Source organism: Salegentibacter echinorum, from assembly GCF_900129445.1.
GTDB classification, from domain to species: Bacteria; Bacteroidota; Bacteroidia; order Flavobacteriales; family Flavobacteriaceae; genus Salegentibacter; species Salegentibacter echinorum.
The window spans coordinates 44,096-64,835 of sequence record NZ_FQVT01000008.1 but is presented as its reverse complement, the minus strand read 5'-3'; the positions used below and the strand labels follow the sequence as shown (position 1 = coordinate 64,835).

19 protein-coding genes are annotated in these 20,740 nt (G+C 40.7%); 15 read left to right on the top strand and 4 right to left on the bottom strand.

Features of this window, described 5'->3' with window-relative positions:
- Positions 1-430 precede the first annotated feature (430 nt).
- The 3 genes from BUA71_RS12250 to BUA71_RS12240 form a co-directional block, all read right to left on the bottom strand.
- A complete protein-coding gene (locus BUA71_RS12250; RefSeq protein WP_072880190.1) occupies positions 431-1,420 on the bottom strand; it encodes an aspartate-semialdehyde dehydrogenase in 990 nt (329 codons plus the stop codon).
- Positions 1,421-1,733: 313 nt separating this feature from the next.
- Positions 1,734-2,840, bottom strand: a complete 1,107-nt coding sequence (alr, locus tag BUA71_RS12245) for an alanine racemase (RefSeq protein WP_072880188.1) — start codon at positions 2,838-2,840, stop codon at positions 1,734-1,736.
- On the bottom strand, positions 2,833-3,483 hold the full coding sequence (locus BUA71_RS12240; protein ID WP_072880186.1) for a thymidine kinase: 651 nt from the start codon (positions 3,481-3,483) through the stop codon (positions 2,833-2,835). The genes alr and BUA71_RS12240 overlap by 8 nt, the downstream gene beginning before the upstream one ends.
- A 222-nt stretch (positions 3,484-3,705) precedes the next feature.
- On the opposite strand from BUA71_RS12240, the gene BUA71_RS12235 reads away from it, so the two are divergent.
- From BUA71_RS12235 to BUA71_RS12215, 5 genes are all read left to right on the top strand, one after another.
- Positions 3,706-4,578: a hypothetical protein gene (locus tag BUA71_RS12235; RefSeq protein ID WP_072880184.1), complete on the top strand. Its 873-nt coding sequence runs from the start codon at positions 3,706-3,708 to the stop codon at positions 4,576-4,578.
- Between the two features lie 16 nt (positions 4,579-4,594).
- Positions 4,595-5,266, top strand: a complete 672-nt coding sequence (gene rsmI, locus BUA71_RS12230) for a 16S rRNA (cytidine(1402)-2'-O)-methyltransferase (RefSeq protein ID WP_072880182.1) — start codon at positions 4,595-4,597, stop codon at positions 5,264-5,266.
- Positions 5,266-5,835: a uracil-DNA glycosylase family protein gene (locus tag BUA71_RS12225; RefSeq protein WP_072880180.1), complete on the top strand. Its 570-nt coding sequence runs from the start codon at positions 5,266-5,268 to the stop codon at positions 5,833-5,835. Before rsmI ends, BUA71_RS12225 begins: the two co-directional genes overlap by 1 nt.
- 85 nt (positions 5,836-5,920) lie before the next feature.
- Entirely contained in the window at positions 5,921-7,615 is a 1,695-nt protein-coding gene (gene recJ, locus BUA71_RS12220) for a single-stranded-DNA-specific exonuclease RecJ (protein ID WP_072880178.1), read from the top strand.
- A gap of 279 nt (positions 7,616-7,894) precedes the next feature.
- Positions 7,895-9,148, top strand: coding sequence for an ABC transporter permease (locus tag BUA71_RS12215; RefSeq protein WP_072880176.1), 1,254 nt, complete (start codon positions 7,895-7,897; stop codon positions 9,146-9,148).
- A 102-nt stretch (positions 9,149-9,250) separates the two neighbouring features.
- On the opposite strand, the gene BUA71_RS12210 is transcribed toward BUA71_RS12215, so the two are convergent.
- On the bottom strand, positions 9,251-9,712 hold the full coding sequence (locus BUA71_RS12210) for a GAF domain-containing protein (RefSeq protein ID WP_072880174.1): 462 nt from the start codon (positions 9,710-9,712) through the stop codon (positions 9,251-9,253).
- 88 nt (positions 9,713-9,800) lie between these two features.
- Between BUA71_RS12210 and xrtF the strand changes: the two genes are divergently transcribed.
- The 10 genes from xrtF to BUA71_RS12160 all read left to right on the top strand — a co-directional run bounded on the left by xrtF (position 9,801) and on the right by BUA71_RS12160 (position 20,588).
- The gene (gene xrtF, locus BUA71_RS12205) at positions 9,801-10,346 is read left to right on the top strand and encodes an exosortase family protein XrtF (RefSeq protein ID WP_072880172.1); all 546 of its coding nucleotides are present in this window, start codon (positions 9,801-9,803) and stop codon (positions 10,344-10,346) included.
- A complete protein-coding gene (locus BUA71_RS18015) occupies positions 10,343-10,774 on the top strand; it encodes an exosortase F system-associated membrane protein (protein ID WP_072880169.1) in 432 nt (143 codons plus the stop codon). The genes xrtF and BUA71_RS18015 overlap by 4 nt, the downstream gene beginning before the upstream one ends.
- A 74-nt stretch (positions 10,775-10,848) precedes the next feature.
- Positions 10,849-11,235 (top strand): HYC_CC_PP family protein, encoded by a 387-nt coding sequence (locus BUA71_RS12195; RefSeq protein ID WP_072880167.1) that lies wholly within the window; start codon positions 10,849-10,851, stop codon positions 11,233-11,235.
- A 104-nt stretch (positions 11,236-11,339) separates the two neighbouring features.
- Positions 11,340-15,122, top strand: a complete 3,783-nt coding sequence (locus BUA71_RS12190; protein ID WP_072880165.1) for an efflux RND transporter permease subunit — start codon at positions 11,340-11,342, stop codon at positions 15,120-15,122.
- 15 nt (positions 15,123-15,137) lie between these two features.
- Positions 15,138-16,403 (top strand): TolC family protein, encoded by a 1,266-nt coding sequence (locus BUA71_RS12185; RefSeq protein WP_394333534.1) that lies wholly within the window; start codon positions 15,138-15,140, stop codon positions 16,401-16,403.
- Between the two features lie 16 nt (positions 16,404-16,419).
- Positions 16,420-18,213 carry an efflux RND transporter periplasmic adaptor subunit gene (locus tag BUA71_RS12180; protein ID WP_072880163.1) on the top strand — a complete coding sequence of 598 codons (1,794 nt, stop codon included), beginning with the start codon at positions 16,420-16,422 and terminating at the stop codon, positions 18,211-18,213.
- Between the two features lie 31 nt (positions 18,214-18,244).
- Positions 18,245-18,814, top strand: a complete 570-nt coding sequence (locus tag BUA71_RS12175; protein ID WP_072880161.1) for a helix-turn-helix domain-containing protein — start codon at positions 18,245-18,247, stop codon at positions 18,812-18,814.
- A 73-nt stretch (positions 18,815-18,887) separates the two neighbouring features.
- On the top strand, positions 18,888-19,436 hold the full coding sequence (locus BUA71_RS12170) for a DUF3347 domain-containing protein (protein ID WP_072880159.1): 549 nt from the start codon (positions 18,888-18,890) through the stop codon (positions 19,434-19,436).
- A 30-nt stretch (positions 19,437-19,466) separates the two neighbouring features.
- Positions 19,467-19,955 (top strand): DUF305 domain-containing protein, encoded by a 489-nt coding sequence (locus BUA71_RS12165; protein ID WP_072880157.1) that lies wholly within the window; start codon positions 19,467-19,469, stop codon positions 19,953-19,955.
- 60 nt (positions 19,956-20,015) lie between these two features.
- A complete protein-coding gene (locus BUA71_RS12160; protein ID WP_072880155.1) occupies positions 20,016-20,588 on the top strand; it encodes a DUF3347 domain-containing protein in 573 nt (190 codons plus the stop codon).
- Positions 20,589-20,740: the final 152 nt, after the last annotated feature.

The following is a 20,740-nucleotide window of genomic DNA, read 5'->3' as shown; positions in this document are numbered from 1 at the left end:
ACAGCGCTCTAAGTTACAGCTTTTGGTTGTATTTTCAATTGATAGAAAATAAGCTAAAGTTTTTCTGTTTTTTGAGCAAAAAAAAGTAGGGAGCAGGCTTATCTGGTTAGTTAATTGAATTGAAAGCGCTCCTTCCCTTCGAAGGGAAGGTGGCTTTTTTTGCGATAGCGGAAGAAGTCGGAAGGGTTGAGGTGTGATAGAATTTAGGTGAATTTAATCAATTAAGATCAGTTTTTTCAAACCTAAAAATTACTAAAATTCTAAATACTTTGTGACAACTTTTTTACCGTTTCAACCTAAATTCATTAAGTCTATGTTGTCGTTTTTAATTTTTTAGTGGCTTTCGCAATAACAAACCAAAGTATTTCTACGAAAGCCACAAACCCTTCAGCATAAACATTTATATTCCTATTCTTCAGCAAATTTACAGCTAAACTAATTTATTTTCAATCAGGTATTCCGCAATTTGAACCGTATTTGTAGCGGCGCCTTTTCTAAGGTTATCGGCCACAACCCACATATTTAAAGTGTTAGGTTGGGAGTAATCCCTTCTAATGCGTCCTACAAAAACATCGTCTTTCCCTTCGGCATAAATAGGCATGGGATAGGTGTTTGTTTCAGGATTATCCTGAACGGTAATACCCGGAAACTGACTTAAAATTTTTCTGATTTCAGCTTCATCAAAGTCATTTTCAAACTCTACATTAACTGCTTCCGAATGTCCGCCAACTACAGGAATCCTAATTGCAGTCGCACTTAATAATACCGAATCATCTCCCAGGATTTTTTTGGTTTCATTGGTGAGTTTCATTTCTTCTTTGGTATAGCCGTTATCCTGAAACACGTCGCAGTGGGGTAGGGCGTTTTTATGAATGGGATAGGGATAGGCCATTTCGCCTTTTTCACCATTAAATTCATTTTCCAATTGTTCTACCGCTTTTACTCCCGTTCCGGTGATTGATTGGTAGGTAGAAACCACCACTCTTTTAATTTTGAATTTATCATGCAGAGGTTTTAGCGCCATCAATAACTGAATAGTAGAGCAGTTTGGGTTGGCAATAATTTTATCCTCTTTGGTTAAATTTGAAGCATTAATCTCGGGGATTACCAGTTTTTTAGTCTCGTCCATTCTCCAGGCTGAAGAATTATCGATTACGGTGGTGCCGTTTTCAGCAAACTTTGGTGCCCATTCCAGGGAAGTTTCCCCGCCGGCAGAAAACAAGGCGATATCTGGTTTAAGCGCTACTGCAGTTTGCAGGCCTATCACTTCATATTCCTTTCCTTTAAATTCCATTTTCTTCCCAACAGATCGTTCTGAAGCCACCGGGTATAAGTCTGTTATTGGGAAATCTCTTTCAGCTAATACTTTTAACATTATTTGGCCAACCATGCCGGTTGCGCCCACTACTGCTATTTTCATAATTTTGGTCTTGTCTTTTTGTAATTAAATCTCACAAAGACCTCACAGGTTTTTGAAACCTGTGAGGTCTAAGAGTATTGAGCACAAATTTATCATACTTCGGTTAACTTCCCTATAATCAGTAGCTCAAATTGGGAAGAATTATCAATTTTAAACGAAATCGTATTATTAGTTAAAAAAAGACCCCACAGTTTCCCGTGGGGTTTGGTTAAATTACGATTTGTATAAAAATGAGCAGTATAGCGGTGCTCGTATTATGTTTCTATTTGAGTCGAAAAATTGAAATTACCAAAATCCTGTAATCTTTCAAAAGTTAATTGATAATTTTTCGGGTTACCCGCTGGGAAATTCCGGTAATGAGCTCGTAAGGAATGGTGCCGCCGGCTGCTGCAAACCTGGTCGCGTGTTGCGGGCCGCCAAAAACAATCACTTCATCTCCTTCTTTACAATCAATTTGGGTGACATCTATCATTATTATATCCATACAAACCTTACCAACAATTGGCGCATATTTGCCGTTTACAAAAAAACCGGCTTTTCCGTGACCGTAAATACGTTTAATACCATCGGCATGACCCAGGGGAACAGTAGCGGTGCGGGTGGGGCCTTTCACTTTAAATGCCCTGCCATAACCTACGGTATCTCCTTTTTCTAATTCCTGAATTTGAGAAATTACAGTTTTTAGTGTGCCTACCGGTTTTAGCCTGGCGTTGAGCTTGGGGTCATTGGCAAATCCATAAAGGCCGAGTCCGCTGCGCACCATGGAAAATCCCGCTTTGGGATAATTAAAAATTGCCGAGGTATTGCAAATATGCAATAAGGGTTCATAATCGATATCTTTAACTAACTGGGTGGCGAGATTACTAAAATTATGAATTTGAGAAAGTGTGAACTCTCTTTCCCTCCAGTTTTCGCTCGCCGCTAAATGAGAAAATGCCGAAACAATCTTTATCGCACTTGTTTTTTTTATTTTTTCGGGAATATTATAGTAATTAACTTCGGTAAAACCCAGTCGGTTCATCCCGGTATTAAATTTTATATGCACTGGATAATCTTTCTGCTTTTGTTTTTCAGCAATTCTTATAAACAGCTCAAGCGTCCTGGCACTGTATAAATTGGGTTCCAGACAGTGCTCAATAATTTTAGGAAAATTAACTGGCTGAGAATGTAAAATTAAAATAGGGCTGGTTATTCCGGCTTTTCGTAGCCTAATGCCTTCTTCGGTATAAGCAACCGCAAAATAATCTGTGCCCAGCTCCTCCAACTTTTGGGCAATCGCTACAGAATCATTTCCGTAGGCATAAGCTTTAATCACCGACATAAACTTAACGCCCGGTGTAAGTTGGGATTTAATAGTTTTAAAATTATGGGCTAAGGCGTTTAGGTCTATTTCCAAAACGCTTTCCTCTGCTTTAGGCATCTTTCTTATTTAATGGGTTCTTCACTTCCTGCATACCTTCTTCAATGTCAATTTTCCTTGTTTTTTGTTCCTGCATAGCTTTATAATATGCTGCCCTGCTAAGAGGCTCATATTCCTCGGTTTCACCAAGCAAAACAAGTTCATCATTTACCGCTTTTCTAAAACTGTACTGTGCCAGGTTTCCGGTTCTTGTACAAACGGCGTGTACTTTGGTTACATATTCGGCCGTCGCCATAAGATAAGGCATGGGCCCAAAAGGATTACCTTTAAAATCCATGTCCAGCCCCGCAACAATTACCCTTATACCGCGATTGGCCAGGTCGTTGCATACCGTAACAATTTCATCATCAAAAAACTGGGCTTCATCTATGCCAATTACATCGCAAGAATCGGCGAGAAGTCTAATATTGGAGGCCGAGGGCACCGGGGTAGATCTTATTTCATTATAATCATGAGAAACCACCAACTCTTCATCATAGCGTATGTCTATGGCTGGTTTAAAAATCTCTACATTTTGCCTGGCGAATTGCGCGCGTTTTAACCTGCGAATAAGTTCTTCTGTCTTGCCAGAGAACATACTACCACAAATAACCTCAATCCAGCCAAATTGCTCTTCGTGATTTACTGTATTTTCGAGAAACATTTTGTAATTTTCAAGTCGAAATGGGAATTAGCCCTTTTGGTTAAAGGTGGAACAAATTTATTAAAAATACAAACCATTGCCGGCCGGGAAATGCTAAAGTTATTAAACCGTCCCGGGCATATTTTTTGTGGTAGTTTATCTTTTAATAAGTTATTTCTTTCCAAATTAATAATATGAATAACCTTTGGGTTGCAAATAATTGCTTTTGAAAATATTGTAAAAATGAAAACTGAATTAAAGAAGGAATTGATAAAACTTGCCGAAGAAATTATTTCTGAACAGGAAAATTTAGATGCCCGCGCCTTAAAAGTAAAAGCTGCTTCTTTATATGAGCAACTGGCTATATTGAATTTTACCGAGCAGAACCTTCAGGCATTTATGGCTCCACAAGCGATAGAAAGTCCTAAAATTGAAAAACCGGCAGAAGAAACCATTGAGAAACGCGCAGAAACTGTAGAGGAATTATCAGAAACTCCTGCGGAATCAGAAAAAACTGAATTAGCTCATAAGGAACCTGCACTTGAACCAGAAAGTGATGAACACGCGCCAGATGGTACTGAATTTAGAGAAGATGGAGAAGCAATAACCGAACCCAATACCGAAAAAATTAAAGATATTGTTGCCCATATGCCCGCTGAGAATGAGTATGCGAACGATCTTTTTAATCAAATGTCACCGCCGCAACCAACTCCTTCCCCAGAACCTGAAAGTATGCCACCTGCAGAACCCAAACAGCCAAAACAACCCGAGAAACCCAAGGATGATTTTAGAAGTATTGGGGTAGATTATGATAACCTGCCAGATTTTGAACCTCTTAACAATAAGCAAAAGGGACAAAAACCCAGATCTTTAAACGATCGCTTAAATAAGGGAATTAATATTGGATTAAATGAACGACTTTCTTTTATTAAACACTTATTTGGTGGGGATGCTTCAGACTATAACAGGGTGTTATCGCAATTAAACACTTTTAGTTCCCAGGAAGAAGCCGAGAAATTTATTCAATTGGTCGTAAAACCAGATTATAATAAATGGGAAGGCAAAGAGGAGCAGGAAGCCCGATTTATGCAGAAAATAGAGAATAAATTTAGTTAGAAAAGCTTCCGAAGAAATGGGAAAATTATTCCTGGTGCCTACGCCTATAGGAAATCTGGACGATATGACTTTTAGGGCGGTGAAAGTCCTTAAAGAAGTAGATTACATCCTGGCAGAAGATACCAGGAATAGTGGCAAGCTTCTAAAACACTTCGAGATTTCAACGCCTATGCAAAGTCACCATATGCATAACGAACATAAAACCGTAGATGCAGTGGTGTCGCGTATTAAAAACGGAGAAACTATCGCGCTTATTAGCGATGCCGGGACACCCGCAATTTCAGACCCAGGGTTTTTATTGACCAGGGCGTGTGTAGAGGCGGGGATAGAAGTAGATTGCCTCCCCGGGGCTACCGCATTTGTTCCGGCTTTAGTAAACAGTGGGCTGCCTAATGATAAATTTGTTTTTGAAGGTTTTCTCCCGGTAAAAAAAGGCAGGCAAACCCGTCTTAAAATACTGGCCGAAGAAACCAGAACCATGGTGTTCTATGAGTCCCCGCATAAATTATTGAAAACGCTGCAACATTTTTCAGAATATTTTGGAGAAGATAGGCAGGTTTCGGTTTCCCGTGAAATTACAAAACTGCACGAAGAAACAATTCGCGGAACTGTAACCGAAGTTTTACAGCACTATAGCAACAAACCGCCTAAAGGGGAGTTGGTAATCGTGGTAAAAGGTAAGTCTTAATGCAACGGTTACTTAAGGAAATAAGAAGTTGTACTTTTTGTGAAAAACATCTGCCTTTGGGTGCGAACCCTATTGTAGATTTCAACAAAAATTCTAAAATAGTTTTGATAAGTCAGGCGCCGGGTAGGGTGGTGCACCAAAGTCATATTCCCTGGAGCGACCAAAGCGGTATGAAATTGCGGGAATGGCTGGGAGTAGATCACGAAACTTTTTATAACCCCAATAATTTTGCGGTAGTGCCAATGGCGTTTTGTTATCCCGGCAAGGCGAAGAGTGGCGATGCGCCGCCGCGTAAGGAGTGTGCTCCTTTATGGCATAAAACCGTTTTTTCTGAACTAAAAAATGTACAATTAAAGATTCTTATTGGTGCTTATGCCGCTTCCTATTATCTGCCTGGAAAAAGTAATTTAACCCAAAAAGTTGAAAATTACGAGCAGCATTTGCCAGAGTTTTGGTGTTTACCGCATCCCTCGCCCGTAAATCAATTTTGGCGAAAAAAGAATCCCTGGTTTGAAGAAATTACCGTGCTCAGGCTGCAAAAGCATATTTCAGAAATATTAGAAAAATAAATATCTACGGAATATTCCCTAAATCGATAATTTCTAATTTTATTAGCATTTCCCTTTTTACATTTATCATTTTAAAGTTACCACTATGCGCTGGACACTTAAACCTAAACCAAATCCTGAAACCGTAGCAAGATTAAGCAGTGATCTTGGCGTTTCAGCTTCTATTGCTACCTTGCTTGCCCAACGCGGAATTGAAACTTTTGAACAAGCCAAGAGCTTTTTTAGGCCAGATTTAAACGAGCTGCACGATCCATTTTTAATGAAAGATATGGATAAAGCAGTCGCCCGAATTGAAACCGCCCTCGCAACAGGAGAAAATATTATGGTCTATGGCGATTATGATGTAGATGGCACCACCAGCGTGGCTTTAATGTCTTCTTATTTAAAAACGCTTACTCCAAATATCGCCAGTTATATCCCAGATAGGTATGCAGAAGGCTATGGAGTGTCTTATCGCGGGATCGATTTTGCTGCCGATAATGATATTTCACTTATCATCGCGTTAGACTGCGGAATTAAAGCGGTTGATAAAGTGGCATACGCGAAGAAGAAGGGCGTAGATTTTATTATTTGCGACCACCATCGCCCCGGTGCAGAAATTCCCAAAGCAGTCGCCGTATTAGATCCTAAACGTGAAGATTGTGAATATCCTTTTAAAGAACTCTGTGGTTGCGGGGTTGGTTTTAAATTAATTGAAGCTTTTAATAAAAAAAGGGGCGGTACTTTTGAGGTGTTATTGCCGTATTTAGACTTGGTAGCTACCGCCATTGGCGCCGATATCGTGCCAATTACCGGCGAAAACAGGATTCTGGCCTACCATGGATTGAACGTAATTAATGTGGCACCAAGAATGGGTTTTAAAGCTATTCTAACCCATATTAAAAAGGAAAAACTCACTATTACCGATGTGGTTTTTATTATTGCGCCCCGCATTAATGCCGCCGGAAGGATGAAACATGGTTTGCATGCCGTGAATTTATTGACCGAAGAAGATGAGGCCACCGCCATGAAATTTGCTGCAGAAATTGAAAATTTTAATGCTGAAAGGAAAGATACCGATAAAGCGATTACGAAAGAAGCTTTGTCGCAAATTGAAACTTTAAAAGAGCAGGAACGGCTTAGCACGGTGGTATATCAGGAAGATTGGCATAAGGGGGTAATTGGAATTGTCGCTTCTCGTTTAACCGAAACTTACTACCGGCCTACCTTGGTTTTTACCAAGAGTGGAGATAAACTTGCAGCTTCGGCGCGTTCGGTAAAAGGTTTTGATGTTTATAATGCTTTGGAAGCTTGCAAAGATCATATTGAGCAGTTTGGCGGACATAAATATGCGGCGGGCCTCACTTTAGCGGCTTCAGAATATGAAAATTTTAAATCGAAATTTGAATCGGTGGTTGCTGAAACTATAGATAGACGCTTGCTAACACCAGAAATTTCTGTTGATGCTGAAATTAACTTAGATGAAATCACACCCAAATTTTTTAGGATCCTGAAGCAATTCGCACCTTTTGGACCGGGTAATATGACTCCGGTTTTTATGACACAAAAACTCACCGATACCGGTTTTGGAAAATGTGTTGGCGCCGAAGATGCCCACCTTAAATGCCAGGTAAAACAAAGAGGGAAAAAACCAATTTTTGATATGATAGGCTTTGGATTGGGACCTAAATTTGAAACTATTTCAGAAAAGAAAACTTTTAAGGCGGTTTATTCTTTAGATGAAAACGAGTGGAATGGTAATGTTTCCATTCAACTAAAGCTAAAGGATATCAGCGAATAAATTTATTCCTAACATTTGAAAAATGCAAACCTACGTTGTTAGGGGTGATTTAGCGACTTCAAAATTACTCTCCTCAATATTTAAAATATTCAGGAAAGATGTTAATTGAGAAATCTTATTTTAGAAGAAAAGTTAAGTTATGTCTCTTGTCTCTTGTCTCTTGAAGCGCAGCTTTTCTTCCTTGTAAATATATAATCAAGACTTAGGAATTTAAAGTGTAACGTTTATTAAACACCGGCGTCTAATGGGTAAACAATAGGGAATTAGACCGTTTAGCCCATGCTAATATATTTACGCGTACTTAAGGAGAGTTTTAATTTCGCGATTAATGCGTTAAAAAATAATAAGTTAAGGACATTTTTATCCTTACTTGGGGTAACTATTGGTATCTTTTCTATTATAGGCGTTTTAGCTGCAGTAGATTCGCTCGAGAAAGAAATTAAAGGCAGCTTGAGCGCCCTGGATAATAGCACTATTATCGTGATGCGGTTTTCTTTTGGTCCTACCGAAGTTCCGCAATGGAAACGCCAACAATTCCCCGATGTTAGTTACGACGAATATCAATATTTAAGTAGAAACCTCCCCAATACACAGGCTGTTAGTTATAGTATTGGCGTGCCCAATGAGTCTATAAAATATCAGGATGTTACCAGCACTGGGGTTGGCGTTGGTGCAGTGACCAGTGAATATTATGACATTGAATCTTTAGACCTGGCCGAAGGACGCTTTTTTAACGAGGCCGAATCGGTGAGCGGTTCCCCGGTAATAGTGCTGGGTCATGAAATAGCTCAAAATTTGTTTGATGGTTTTGATGCTATGGGGAAACAAGTGCGTATTTACGGCAGAAAATTAACGGTGATTGGCGTATTGGAAAAACAAGGCTCCAGTCTGTTTGGAAACTCTAAAGACGGGCAGGTGTTTCTACCTGCTAATCTGGCCCGTAGGGTTTACGGTGATAACAACCAGGGGGTTTTTCCGCAATTGGTTTTGAAACCGGAAGAAGATGTGGATAATGCAGAGTATATCGCTGTCCTGGAACAATACCTGCGAAATTACCGCGGAATAAAACCGGGTGATATCAACAATTTTTTTGTGAACCAATTGCAGGGCTTTGCCGATTTTATAGATAATATTACAGGTCAACTTAACCTTATTGGATTAATAATAAGTGGTTTTTCGCTGTTGGTTGGTGGCTTTGGAATTGCCAATATCATGTTTGTGAGTGTAAAAGAACGTACCAACCTTATCGGGATTCAAAAATCTTTGGGCGCAAAAAATAAATTTATTCTCTTTCAATTTTTATTTGAAGCAATAATCCTGGCCATAATCGGCGGACTCGTGGGCTTGGCTCTTGTTTGGTTAGTAGCCCAGGCTGCATCTCAATTTACAGGCGATTTTGATTTTGTACTCTCACCGTGGAATATGTTTATTGGTACCGCTGTTTCGGGAATTATAGGACTTATTTCAGGAATAATCCCCGCGATTTCAGCTTCAAAATTAGATCCCGTTGAAGCGATTAGGACTGGGATGTAATTCTAGAAAATAGAAAATAGATTTTAGAATAGAGACTTTTATCTAACTGCTATATCACTGTTCTTTTCTCTTTGTTCTTTCTTCTCTGTTCTTTTCTCTTTTTTAGGCCTCTAAACCCTCGGCTACTTCCTCATTTACCCATTCCAAAAATTCTTCATCTTCCTTAGAAAAAGGATCTGGGGTGTGAGAGTCTATATCAATTTGGCCAATGTTCTCGCCGTTTAGAAAAAGCGGTACTACAATTTCAGCTTTTACATTAATGCTGCAGGCTATGTAATTTGTTTGGGCTTTTACATCGGGTACTACAAAATTTTCATTGGAAACAGCTACCTGGCCACAAATCCCTTTTCCGAAGGGAATAATTGTATGGTCGGTTGGTTCTCCCGCAAATGAGCGCAGTTTTAATTCCTCTTTATCACCATTCTTAAAATAGAAACCTACCCAATCGTAATATGGAACATTTTCTTTTAGAATTTCACATACTTGCGATAATCTATGATCTACAGATAATTCCTCGCTAGTTAGGATTTTTTTAATTTCCGGTTTTAATTTCTGAAGTGGCATAACTTAAATTTTAAACAAAAGTATTTAAAATTTATAGCAACCGCCGATTCTTATTTCTATAAGTTTGTTAAAAACCATTTTCTAAAACTTGCTAAAGCTTTTTGTTAAATATAAATCGGTGCTACGCTTCATCTTTATGTTTCTGGGAAGCTATTTCGTGCTTAGTATTTGCTATAACCTGTACTTATCATTTTTTAGAAACTCAAAATATTACCCAGATCCTATCACTCATTTGGTAGCAAAACAAAGTGAAGCCCTGGTAGATGGTTTTGGCTACAATGCCCAAATTCTACCACACCATGCAGAACTTTCTATGAAACTTATAGTGAATCAGGTTTATCTTGCCAGGATTATAGAAGGTTGCAATGCTATAAGTATCATGATACTTTTTGCTTCTTTTGTGCTCTCTTTCTTCGGAAGGTTAAAACTTAGTTTATTGTATATCTTAGCTGGACTGGTCTTAATTTATGCTATGAATATTATTAGGATCGCCGTCCTCGCTATTGGAATTTATAAATTCCCACAGCACACCGTTTTTTTACACAGTATTATCTTTCCCCTAATAATTTATGGGACGGTATTTTTACTTTGGGTCGCCTGGGTTCGCATTTATGCTAAAAAACAAAACTCTTGAAAAAGCTTCCTAAACTTCTTGGAATAGCTTGTCTCGTTATCCTGCTAATTTTGGTGAGGTTGTTTGAAAATGAGCTTTTTTACGATCCTTTGATAAATTTTTATCGTTATGGTGGTCATTTATCAATGCAATTACCGCAAATTAATTTATCAAAATTGCTCATTTTCCTGAGCCTTCGGTTTTGGTTGAATACGCTAATCTCCTTAGGAATTCTTTTTATAGCTTTCCGAAGTAATCCAATGATAAAATTTTCCGCAATATTATTTAGTATTTTTTTCATTATGGGTTTTGCTGCATTTTGTTTTTTCTATATAAATTTAAGCCAGCAAAACGTGATGACCTTATTTTATATAAGGCGCTTTTTGATTCATCCTCTTTTCATCTTAATTCTACTGCCTTCATTTTATTACTATCGGCTTCAGAAATAAAAAACCATAATTTTGAAAGCTTTTCATAAAATCTAAAAAAGACGCTAAATAAAAAAGTGCTATTTTTGTAACCGATGAAAAAAGCTTTCCAAAATAGCGGCTCTGTTTTAATAGCACTCCTGGTGCTGTTTTCAACCTTTTCTTTTGCGGTTGATAAGCATTTTTGCGGAAGTTTTTTAGTAGATAAAGCCATTTTTTCTGCAGCAGATACCTGCGGCATGGAAATTTCTACCGATGGTGAATGTTGCACCAACGAAAAAGTAGTGGTAGATGGGCAAGATGAATTAAAACATCAATTTGATTCGTTAGACCTTAGCCAACAGCAGTTTCTCATCGGCTTTACTTATTCTTATATTTTTATTTTTGAAGATTTTTCTAAGGAAATTATTCCTTTTAAACAATATACTCCTCCACATCTGGTCAAAGATATACAGCTTGTAGACCAGGTATTCCTTATTTGATTATCGAATGTTAGACACTTACCGGATTTCTCGTAAATCTGGCAATGCCCCTGTTTCCATAACCGGGCTTTTAATTGATTCTAAAATTTGATATTCATAAAATCATGCTGAATAAAAGCATTAAATTCTTAATAGAGAATAAACTCGTGGCGGTGATTCTCCTTGTCCTTTTTGTGGGTTGGGGCGTGGTAAATGCACCTTTTAATTGGGAAACCGGATTAATTCCGCGCGATCCCGTGGCGGTAGATGCAATCCCCGATATTGGTGAGAACCAGCAAATTGTTTTTACTAAATGGGAAGGGAAATCTCCCCAGGACATTGAAGACCAAATTACCTATCCGCTCACTACTTCGTTATTGGGTATTCCCGGCGTGAAGACTATCCGGAGTTCCTCTATGTTTGGTTTTTCCAGTATTTATATCATTTTTGAAGAAGATATCGAGTTTTACTGGAGCCGAAGCCGGATTTTGGAAAAACTGAATTCCCTGCCGGCAAACCTGCTGCCCGAAGGCGTGAACCCCGCCTTGGGTCCCGATGCCACCGGTTTGGGACAGATTTTCTGGTACACTCTCGAAGGGCGTGATAAAGATGGTAATGTTACCGGTGGCTGGGATTTGCACGAACTGCGCAGCATTCAGGATTATTATGTGAAATATGGGCTTTCCGGTGCCAGCGGGGTTTCCGAGGTGGCTTCCATAGGTGGCTATGTTCAGGAATATCAAATAGACGTCAATCCTGAACTGATGCGCCAATACAATATTTCCCTGGCACAGGTGGTGAAGGCGGTAAAAGAGACCAACCGTGATATTGGCGCGCAAACCCTGGAAATAAATCAGGCCGAATATCTGGTACGTGGGTTGGGCTACGTCCAGGAAATAGAAGATATTGAAAATGCCGTGGTAACTTCAGAAGATTTTACCAGCATTAAAATAGGTGACATCGCCAAAGTAAACCTGGGGCCGGAAACTCGCCGTGGTATTTTGGACAAAGAAGGTGCCGAGGTGGTTGGCGGCGTGGTTGTGGCCCGTTATGGTGCCAATCCTTTGAACGTGATTAATAATGTAAAGGATAAAATAAATGAACTTAGCCCCGGCCTGCCCACCAAAACCCTTGAAGACGGCCGCGAATCGCAGGTAACCATTGTACCTTTTTACGACCGTACCCAACTTATCCATGAAACCCTGGGCACGCTTAACGAAGCCCTAACCCTGGAAATTTTAATTACCGTGCTGGTAATTATCGTGATGGTATTTAACCTGCGGGCCTCTATTCTTATTTCCGGCTTGCTGCCGGTTGCGGTTTTGATGGTTTTTGTCTCGATGAAAATATTTAACGTCGATGCCAATATCGTGGCGCTTTCCGGGATTGCTATTGCCATTGGGACCATGGTGGACGTAGGCGTGATTTTATCTGAAAATATCATCCGCCATCTCGATCAGGACAAAGAACGGAAACTGCTCACCACAAACGAGATAGTTTACAATGCAACCTCCGAGGTGTCTGGGGCAATTATGACAGCAGTGCTTACCACGATTATTAGTTTCCTTCCCGTCTTTACCATGGTGGGGGCAGAAGGAAAACTTTTCCGTCCGCTGGCTTTTACCAAAACCATGGCCCTGGTAGCCTCGCTTATCGTGGCACTGTTCCTTATTCCGCCATTTGCTGCTTCGTTCTTTAAAAAACGTACCCGGCGTACATCTGCGAGTTGGACGATACAGGCTATTCTTGTAATAGCAGGACTTACTGCTATTGTTTTTGGTTATTTCATCGGGATTGTTTTGGTCGCTTTTGGCGCAACCGGAATGCTACTCTTGAAAAAGAAAATTACCCCCAAAACATCAAATATTATCAATATTGCTATTTCGGCTTTCGCCATCGTGCTGCTTTTAGCTGAATATTGGCGACCGCTGGGGCCAGAGAATAGCATTTTTTGGAACTTTATTTTGGTAGGGATTATCGCTTTTGGCTTGCTGGGCGTGTTCGCCTTGTTCCAAAGGTTTTATACCCGTATCCTCAACTGGGCCCTGGGCAATAAGCTACTGTTTTTATCGGTACCTACAATCCTTGTGATCCTCGGATTTATGATTATGCGGAATACCGGCGAAGAATTTATGCCTTCGCTGGATGAAGGCTCCTTCCTACTAATGCCCACTTCACTTCCCCACGCCGGAGTGGAAGAAAACAAGCGGGTCTTGCAGCAATTGGATATGGCCGTGGCCGCGATTCCAGAAATCGAGACCGTGGTAGGGAAAGCCGGCCGCACAGAGTCAGCTCTCGATCCCGCGCCGCTTTCCATGTATGAAAACGTCATTCAGTATAAATCTGAATATATGCTGAATGAAGACGGTGAGCGACAGCGCTACCGGGTAAATGAAGATGGTTTGTTTTTGCTGAAAAACGGAAAACTGGCGATAAATCCAAGTTTAGAGGTGGACGAAGATGCCGCCGGTACTTATGGCGAAGATAAAATAGTAGAATTTCACCGTGTAAAAAACGAACAACTCATCCCAGATGAAGACGGCGAATATTACCGAAACTGGCGTCCTGAAATAAGCTCGCCAGACGATATCTGGAACGAGATTACCGCGGCCACCAGGCTGCCGGGGATAACTTCGGCGCCAAAGCTGCAACCTATCGAAACGCGGTTGGTGATGCTTCAAACCGGAATGCGCGCACCTATGGGAATTAAAGTACAGGGACAAAACCTACAACAAATAGAAGACTTTGGCCTTCAACTGGAAGAACTGCTAAAAGAAGTGGAAGGTGTAAAAGACGAAGCCGTTTTTGCCGACCGAATTGTAGGAAAACCCTATCTGCTGCTGGATATTCAACGCGACCGACTTGCCCGTTATGGTATTAGTATAGAAGAAGTGCAGCAACTTCTGGAGGTTGCCGTGGGCGGAAAACGCCTAAGTCAAACGGTTGAAGGACGCGAGCGGTACGGGGTGCGTGTACGCTATCCGCGGGAACTACGGGACAGCCCCGAAGACCTGGGCAATATCTATGTTCCGGTAGAGGATGGCTCACCGGTGCCGTTGGATGAATTGGTAGAAATACGTTATGAGCAGGGGCCACAGGTGATAAAAAGTGAAGATACCTTCCTTATTGGCTATGTGCTTTTTGATAAACAGGATGGTTTTGCTGAGGTAGAAGTCGTGGAAAATGCCCAGGCCCTTATTCAGGATAAAATCGATAATGGGGAGCTTAGCGTGCCAAAGGGCATTAGCTATAAATTTACCGGAACTTACGAAAACCAGATACGTGCCGAAAAGACACTGAGCGTCGTGGTGCCACTGGCATTAATGATCATCTTTTTGATTTTGTATTTCCAGTTTAAAAAGGTTTCCACATCGCTGATGATCTTCAGCGGAATCCTGGTAGCATTTTCCGGTGGGTTTATCCTCATTTGGCTCTACGGACAAGGGTGGTTCCTGAATTTCGACTTTTTTGGTGAAAACCTTCGGGATATGTTTCAGATAAAAACCATAAACCTGAGTGTGGCCGTATGGGTAGGCTTTATCGCCCTCTTTGGTATCGCCACCGATGACGGTGTGGTAATGGGCACCTACCTAACCCAAACCTTCGATAGGAACGAGCCCGAAACACGGGAAGATATCCGTAAATCGGTGATAGAAGCAGGCTCCAAACGTGTTCGTCCTGCCTTAATGACTACGGCGACCACCATCCTGGCACTCCTGCCCGTGCTTACCTCCTCGGGGCGTGGTAGCGATATTATGATCCCGATGGCCATCCCTGCTTTTGGCGGTATGTCTATCGCGCTAATCACCCTGTTTGTGGTGCCGGTGTTGTTTAGTTGGAGAAAAGAGGCCGGTTTAAAAACCTTGAAGAGAGGGGATGATGATAGGAGAATTGAAAATAGAGAATAGAAAAAGACTTTTAACATGAAACTGATAGATCTTTTAATAATTAAATTGAGTAATAAAAACGGAATGCTCTCTATTCTTTTTTCCCTATTCTTTTTTCTTATAGGAACAGCCCAGCAGCTCCAGCCTTACCTTACCCAGGCTTTAGAGAACAACCCGGAGATAAAAGCATTTGAACTGCGGTATGAAACGGCCAGGGAAAAGGTGCAAGAAGTGGGGATGCTGCCGGAAACCCAATTTGGTGCGGGTTATTTTTTGAGCGAACCGGAGACCCGTACGGGACCACAGCAGTACAAACTATCGGTGCAACAAATGATTCCGTGGTTTGGGACCATTACTGCAAGGAAAAATTATGCTTCCAGCCTTGCCGATGCACAATATGTGGAAATCGCCACGGTCCAACGGCAACTATTGTTAAATGTGGCCGAGAATTATTACAGGCTTTATGCCATTAGGGCAAAACAACGCGTCCTGGAAGAAAATATAGACCTGCTAGAAGCTTATGAGCAGCTTGCGCTTACTTCGTTGGAGGTGAACCAGGCTTCAGCGGTAGATGTGCTTAGACTTCAAATGCGGAAAAATCAGTTGCAGGAACGTTTTGAAAACTTTGATGAGGAATTTAAAGCTGAACAAGCTGCTTTCAATACCCTGCTCAATACCGAACGTGGTGCTACGATAGAAGTGTTCGACTCCCTGGCGGTGCCACAGGAAGACCCGGTACAATTGCCAGAGGTGCCACAAATACACCCTGAACTGTTGCGTTTTGATAAGTTGTATGAATCGGTAGAGGAGGCTGAAACACTTAACCGAAAAGAAGCATTGCCCGATATGGGTTTTGGCGTGGATTACGTTTCGGTTGGGGAAGCAACGGCGATGGAAGCCCCAGATAGCGGGAAAGATATACTAATGCCCATGGTTTCGATAACAATCCCAATTTTCGGCAATAAATATAAATCGGTTACCCGGCAGAACGAACTGAAGCAACGCGAGCTCAATGCACAACGGGAAAACCGGCATAACGAGTTGGTGTCGCGCCTGGAAGCCGCGGTGAGCAACCGGACAAAGGCACGCATAAGCTACCAGACGCAAATGCTGAACTTACAGCAAGCAAAAGATGCTGAAGAAATCCTGATGCGAAATTACGAAACCGGTACCATAGATTTTAATGATGTGCTGGACGTGCAGGAGTTGCAGCTCAGTTTTCAGCTGAATTTGATAGAAGCGGTAAAAAATTATTACCAGGCCAGTGCGAACATCAATTATTTAAGCGATAATTCAGAATAAATTTAAAACAAAAACGATGAAAAAATATATCATTTATATCGGAATATTGCTGGGCGGGCTGCTTCTGGGCTACCTGATCTTTGGCGGAAATAATGCTGAAAGAAACACCGAAACGGCTACTGAAGAACACGATCACGATGCGGAAAACCAGCTGTGGACCTGTTCTATGCACCCGCAGATTATGCAACCCGAGCCGGGCGACTGCCCCATTTGCGGGATGGAACTTATCCCTGCCGAAAATGGTGGTGGCGAGGTTGGTCCGCAACAAATAGAAATGTCTGAAACCGCCCTGGCCCTGGCCAACATCCATACGATGAAAATAGGCGAGAACCTTTCCGGGGAACAGGAATTGGTGCTTTCAGGAAAAATCGTGAAGAATGAAGAAGCAAAAAGCGTTCAGTCTTCCTATTTTGATGGCAGGATAGAGAAACTATATATAAATTATACCGGGGAGGAAGTACGCCGCGGACAGGTGCTGGCCACGATATATTCGCCCGAGCTGGTTTCTGCCCAGCAGGAATTGCTCACCGCCGCCAGGATGAAGGATTCACAATCCAGGTTATATGAGTCGGTGCGCAGAAAATTGAAATTATGGAAACTTAGCGATAAGCAAATTCAGGAAATCGAAGCTTCGGGAGAGGTAAAAGAGTATTTCCCTATTTACGCCACAGTTTCAGGCACCGTGACCGAAAAACTGGTGGAAGAAGGTGATTACGTGAAGCAAGGCCAACCCCTTTATGAGATCGCCAACCTTAGTACTGTTTGGGCGCAATTTGATGCTTATGAAAACCAGATTGCCCAACTTGAAGAAGGACAGCAAATAAACGTTACCGCCAATGCTTTGCCGGGCAAAGAATATGAAGTACCCATCACTTTTATCGAGCCCCTGTTAAGCACCGCCACGCGAACCATTAATGTGCGCGTGGAACTTTCCAATAAAGAGGGCCGATTAAAACCCGGGATGTTTGTACGCGGGAAAGTAGGATCGGCTGAAGGAGATTCGGGTGTGAATAAGGAAAATCGGATGATTACCGTGCCGAAATCGGCGGTGATGTGGACGGGGGAACGTTCGCTGGTTTATGTGCAACCTAACCCGGACCGCCCGGTTTTTGAAATGCGGGAAGTGGCACTTGGCGCCGCTGCGGGTGATAGCTACGCGGTTACCGAGGGCTTGCATAGTGGTGAGCGCATTGTGGTAAATGGTGCTTTTACCGTAGATGCCGCTGCGCAACTGCAGGGTAAAAAATCTATGATGAATAAAGACGGTAACAAGACTTCTACCGGGCACGAAGGTCATTCCGGGATGGAATCTGGAGCGAATTCTAACAATACGGCACCTGTAGAAGTTGAGGAACAATTTGAAGTATCCCAAAAATTGGTTGGTCAGTTTAGCAGGGTTTTTAATGAATATATAGCCTTAAAAAATGCGTTGGTAAAGGAAGATGCCGAAACAGCCCAGGCAGCTTCCAATAAAATGCTTCAGGCATTGAACAAAGTAGATATGGGCTTGTTGAAAGATTCTAAAGCACACAATCGCTGGATGTCGACTTCCGAAAAAATACAAAATATGGCGAAAAAAGTGGCTGAAACCATAGATATCGGGAATCAACGCGAACATTTTAAAGCTTTATCTGTGAATTTTAGTACGGCGGTGCAACTTTTTGGAGTAAGACAGACCGTATATGAACAATTTTGTCCTATGGCCGATGATAATAAAGGGGGATATTGGCTAAGCCTTAATCCCGAAATTGAAAATCCGTATTATGGGGAGGCGATGTTGAGCTGTGGGGAGACGCAACGAAAATTATAAAAGCTGAAAAAAATCTAAAAAGATGGACCCAATGATTGTAGAAGCTTTTGTTAAAAATATGGTTTGCAACCGCTGCATAAAGGTATTAAGAAACGAACTTCTTGAAGCAGGCCTGGATGTTAGAGAAGTAGAGTTGGGCCGGGTAGTTTATGCAAGCGAAAATATAGAAAACGATACCAGGAAATTGCATAATGTTTTACGCGAAAATGACTTTGAATTATTGCAGAATGCCGATAAAATCCTGGTAGAGCAGGTAAAATTAAGCTTGATTAAACTATTGGAAAAGCTTCCCGTTCAAAAATCTGGTACTTTATCCAGCTATTTATCCAAAGAGACCGAAACTGATTATTCGCGGTTAAGCCGGATTTTTTCCTATACCGAAAATATAACCCTAGAAAAGTATTTTATAAAACTTAAAATAGAAAAGGTTAAGGAACTTATCCAGTCCAGGGCCTATAATTTTACCGAGATAAGCCAACTGCTGGACTACAGTAATGTTAATTATCTTTCTAGACAATTTAAAGCTGAAACAGGAATGAATTTATCTGAATATAAAGGTCTTGATAAAAATTTTAGAAATTCTTTGGACAAAATTGTATAGATGTTTTACATAAATTTGACAGGTTAAAACTTTGACAACCTGTAACTTAGTTTCAATTTTAAAAAATAGAAAAATGAAAAGTAAAATTTTAAACCTTGGAATATTTCTTTTTATGGCCATTAGCCTTACTTCCTGTTTTGATAATAAGGCAAAACAATCTGTAGAAATAGATACTCCGGAAGAGGTTAAAAAAGCCGAAGAAAAGACAGCTGATATTGCTGACCAGGATTTTATTGATGGGATGACCGGTAAAATATGGCATAATTACCTGGAAATTAAAATTGCCTTAACCAAAGCTGATGCTGGCCAGGTGCAGGATGTAGCTAAAAGTATGGCAGATTCTTTTGCAGAAGAACGAGCCGATATGAAAGAAATTGCTAAAAAACTAAGCAAAACCGGGAATATTGAAAAACAACGCAGATTGTTTGCGGAATTCACAGAATTGGCGGGCCCTATGTTTGAAGATGCGCTTTCCGGTGGTACTATTTATAAAAAATTCTGTCCCATGGCGTTTAATAACAATGGCGCATACTGGTATGCCGATATTGAGGAAATAAACAACCCATATTTTGGCGATAAGATGCTCAAATGTGGTTCTGTGAAAAAGACCATTAAGAAGTAGGATACATTAACCAACCAAAAATCATATAAAATGAATTCAGAAGATAATATACAGAATAAAAAGAGTAGTAATTACCTTAGATTTTTTCTAATGCTAGGTTTGTCGTTTATAGCGATGTACATCACCATGTATTTTAATACTTATGAGTTTGATCACGTATATTTTAGCCTTACAAGATTTTATATGACCTGCCTGGGAATTTCTGCCATGGCAGTAATTATGTTATCATTAATGCTTAAAATGTATAAAAACAAGAAAAAAAACATCGCTATTTATGCCGGGAGCCTTATCCTGTTTGTTTCTGCATTAGGCTTAGTTAGGGCGCAACGTCCCATAGTTGGAGATCTTTTATATATGAAAGCGATGATTCCTCATCACTCTATTGCGATACTAACCAGTAAAAGGGCAGATCTTGAAGATCCTGAGACTAAAAAACTGGCTAAGGAGATTATTGAAGCCCAGGAACGGGAAATCGCCCAGATGAAAAAGATTATTTATAGATTGGAAAATAAGGATTGAGTTTGCCTAAAAAACTCCAAATAAATTTTATCTAATTTTACATTATCAAAAACCAAAACAATGAAAAGAAAATTTAGAAGCATTAGTATGTTAAGTCTGCTTGCAGGTAGTTTAGTGCTATTCTCGTGTAAGAACAACGAGAAAAAAGAAGTAGAAGCGCAACCTATGCAAAATGAAATGCACCAGCCAGACACAGATAAACAGGCTAAAATGGAAACTTATGAAGGTGAAGAGTTAGAAGCCGAATTCAAGGATGAAAAGACAGCAAAAATCTATAACTTATATGTAGAAGTTAAAGATGCTTTTGTAAATACTGATGCTGAAAAAGCAAGTGACAAAGCCGGCGAACTCGCTGAAAAGGCAAAAGAAAATGAAGACATTGCTTCTATTGCCAGGTCGATTTCAGAAAGCGAAGATGTGAACAAACAGCGGGAAGAGTTTTCTAAATTAACGGCGGCAATGGAGCCTGTATTGACCAACGCATTAGCTTCCGGAGAAATCTATAAACAATACTGCCCTATGGCTTTTGAAGGAAAAGGAGATTTTTGGTTTTCGAATTCCAAAGATATTTTTAACCCATACTATGGGGATAAAATGCTAAAATGTGGTAGGGTAGAAGCCACAATTCAGTAACAAGATTTATGCTTGCAGCCTGATTTTTCGGGCTGCAAGTTTTATTAATCCCTCAAAAGGATTTAATCGTGGGGCGATAGCCAAGGAGTTTAATTCCCTGGGGACCTGTCTCGAAATTTTGAAAATTTTTGCTGATTCATACTTCGTGGGCT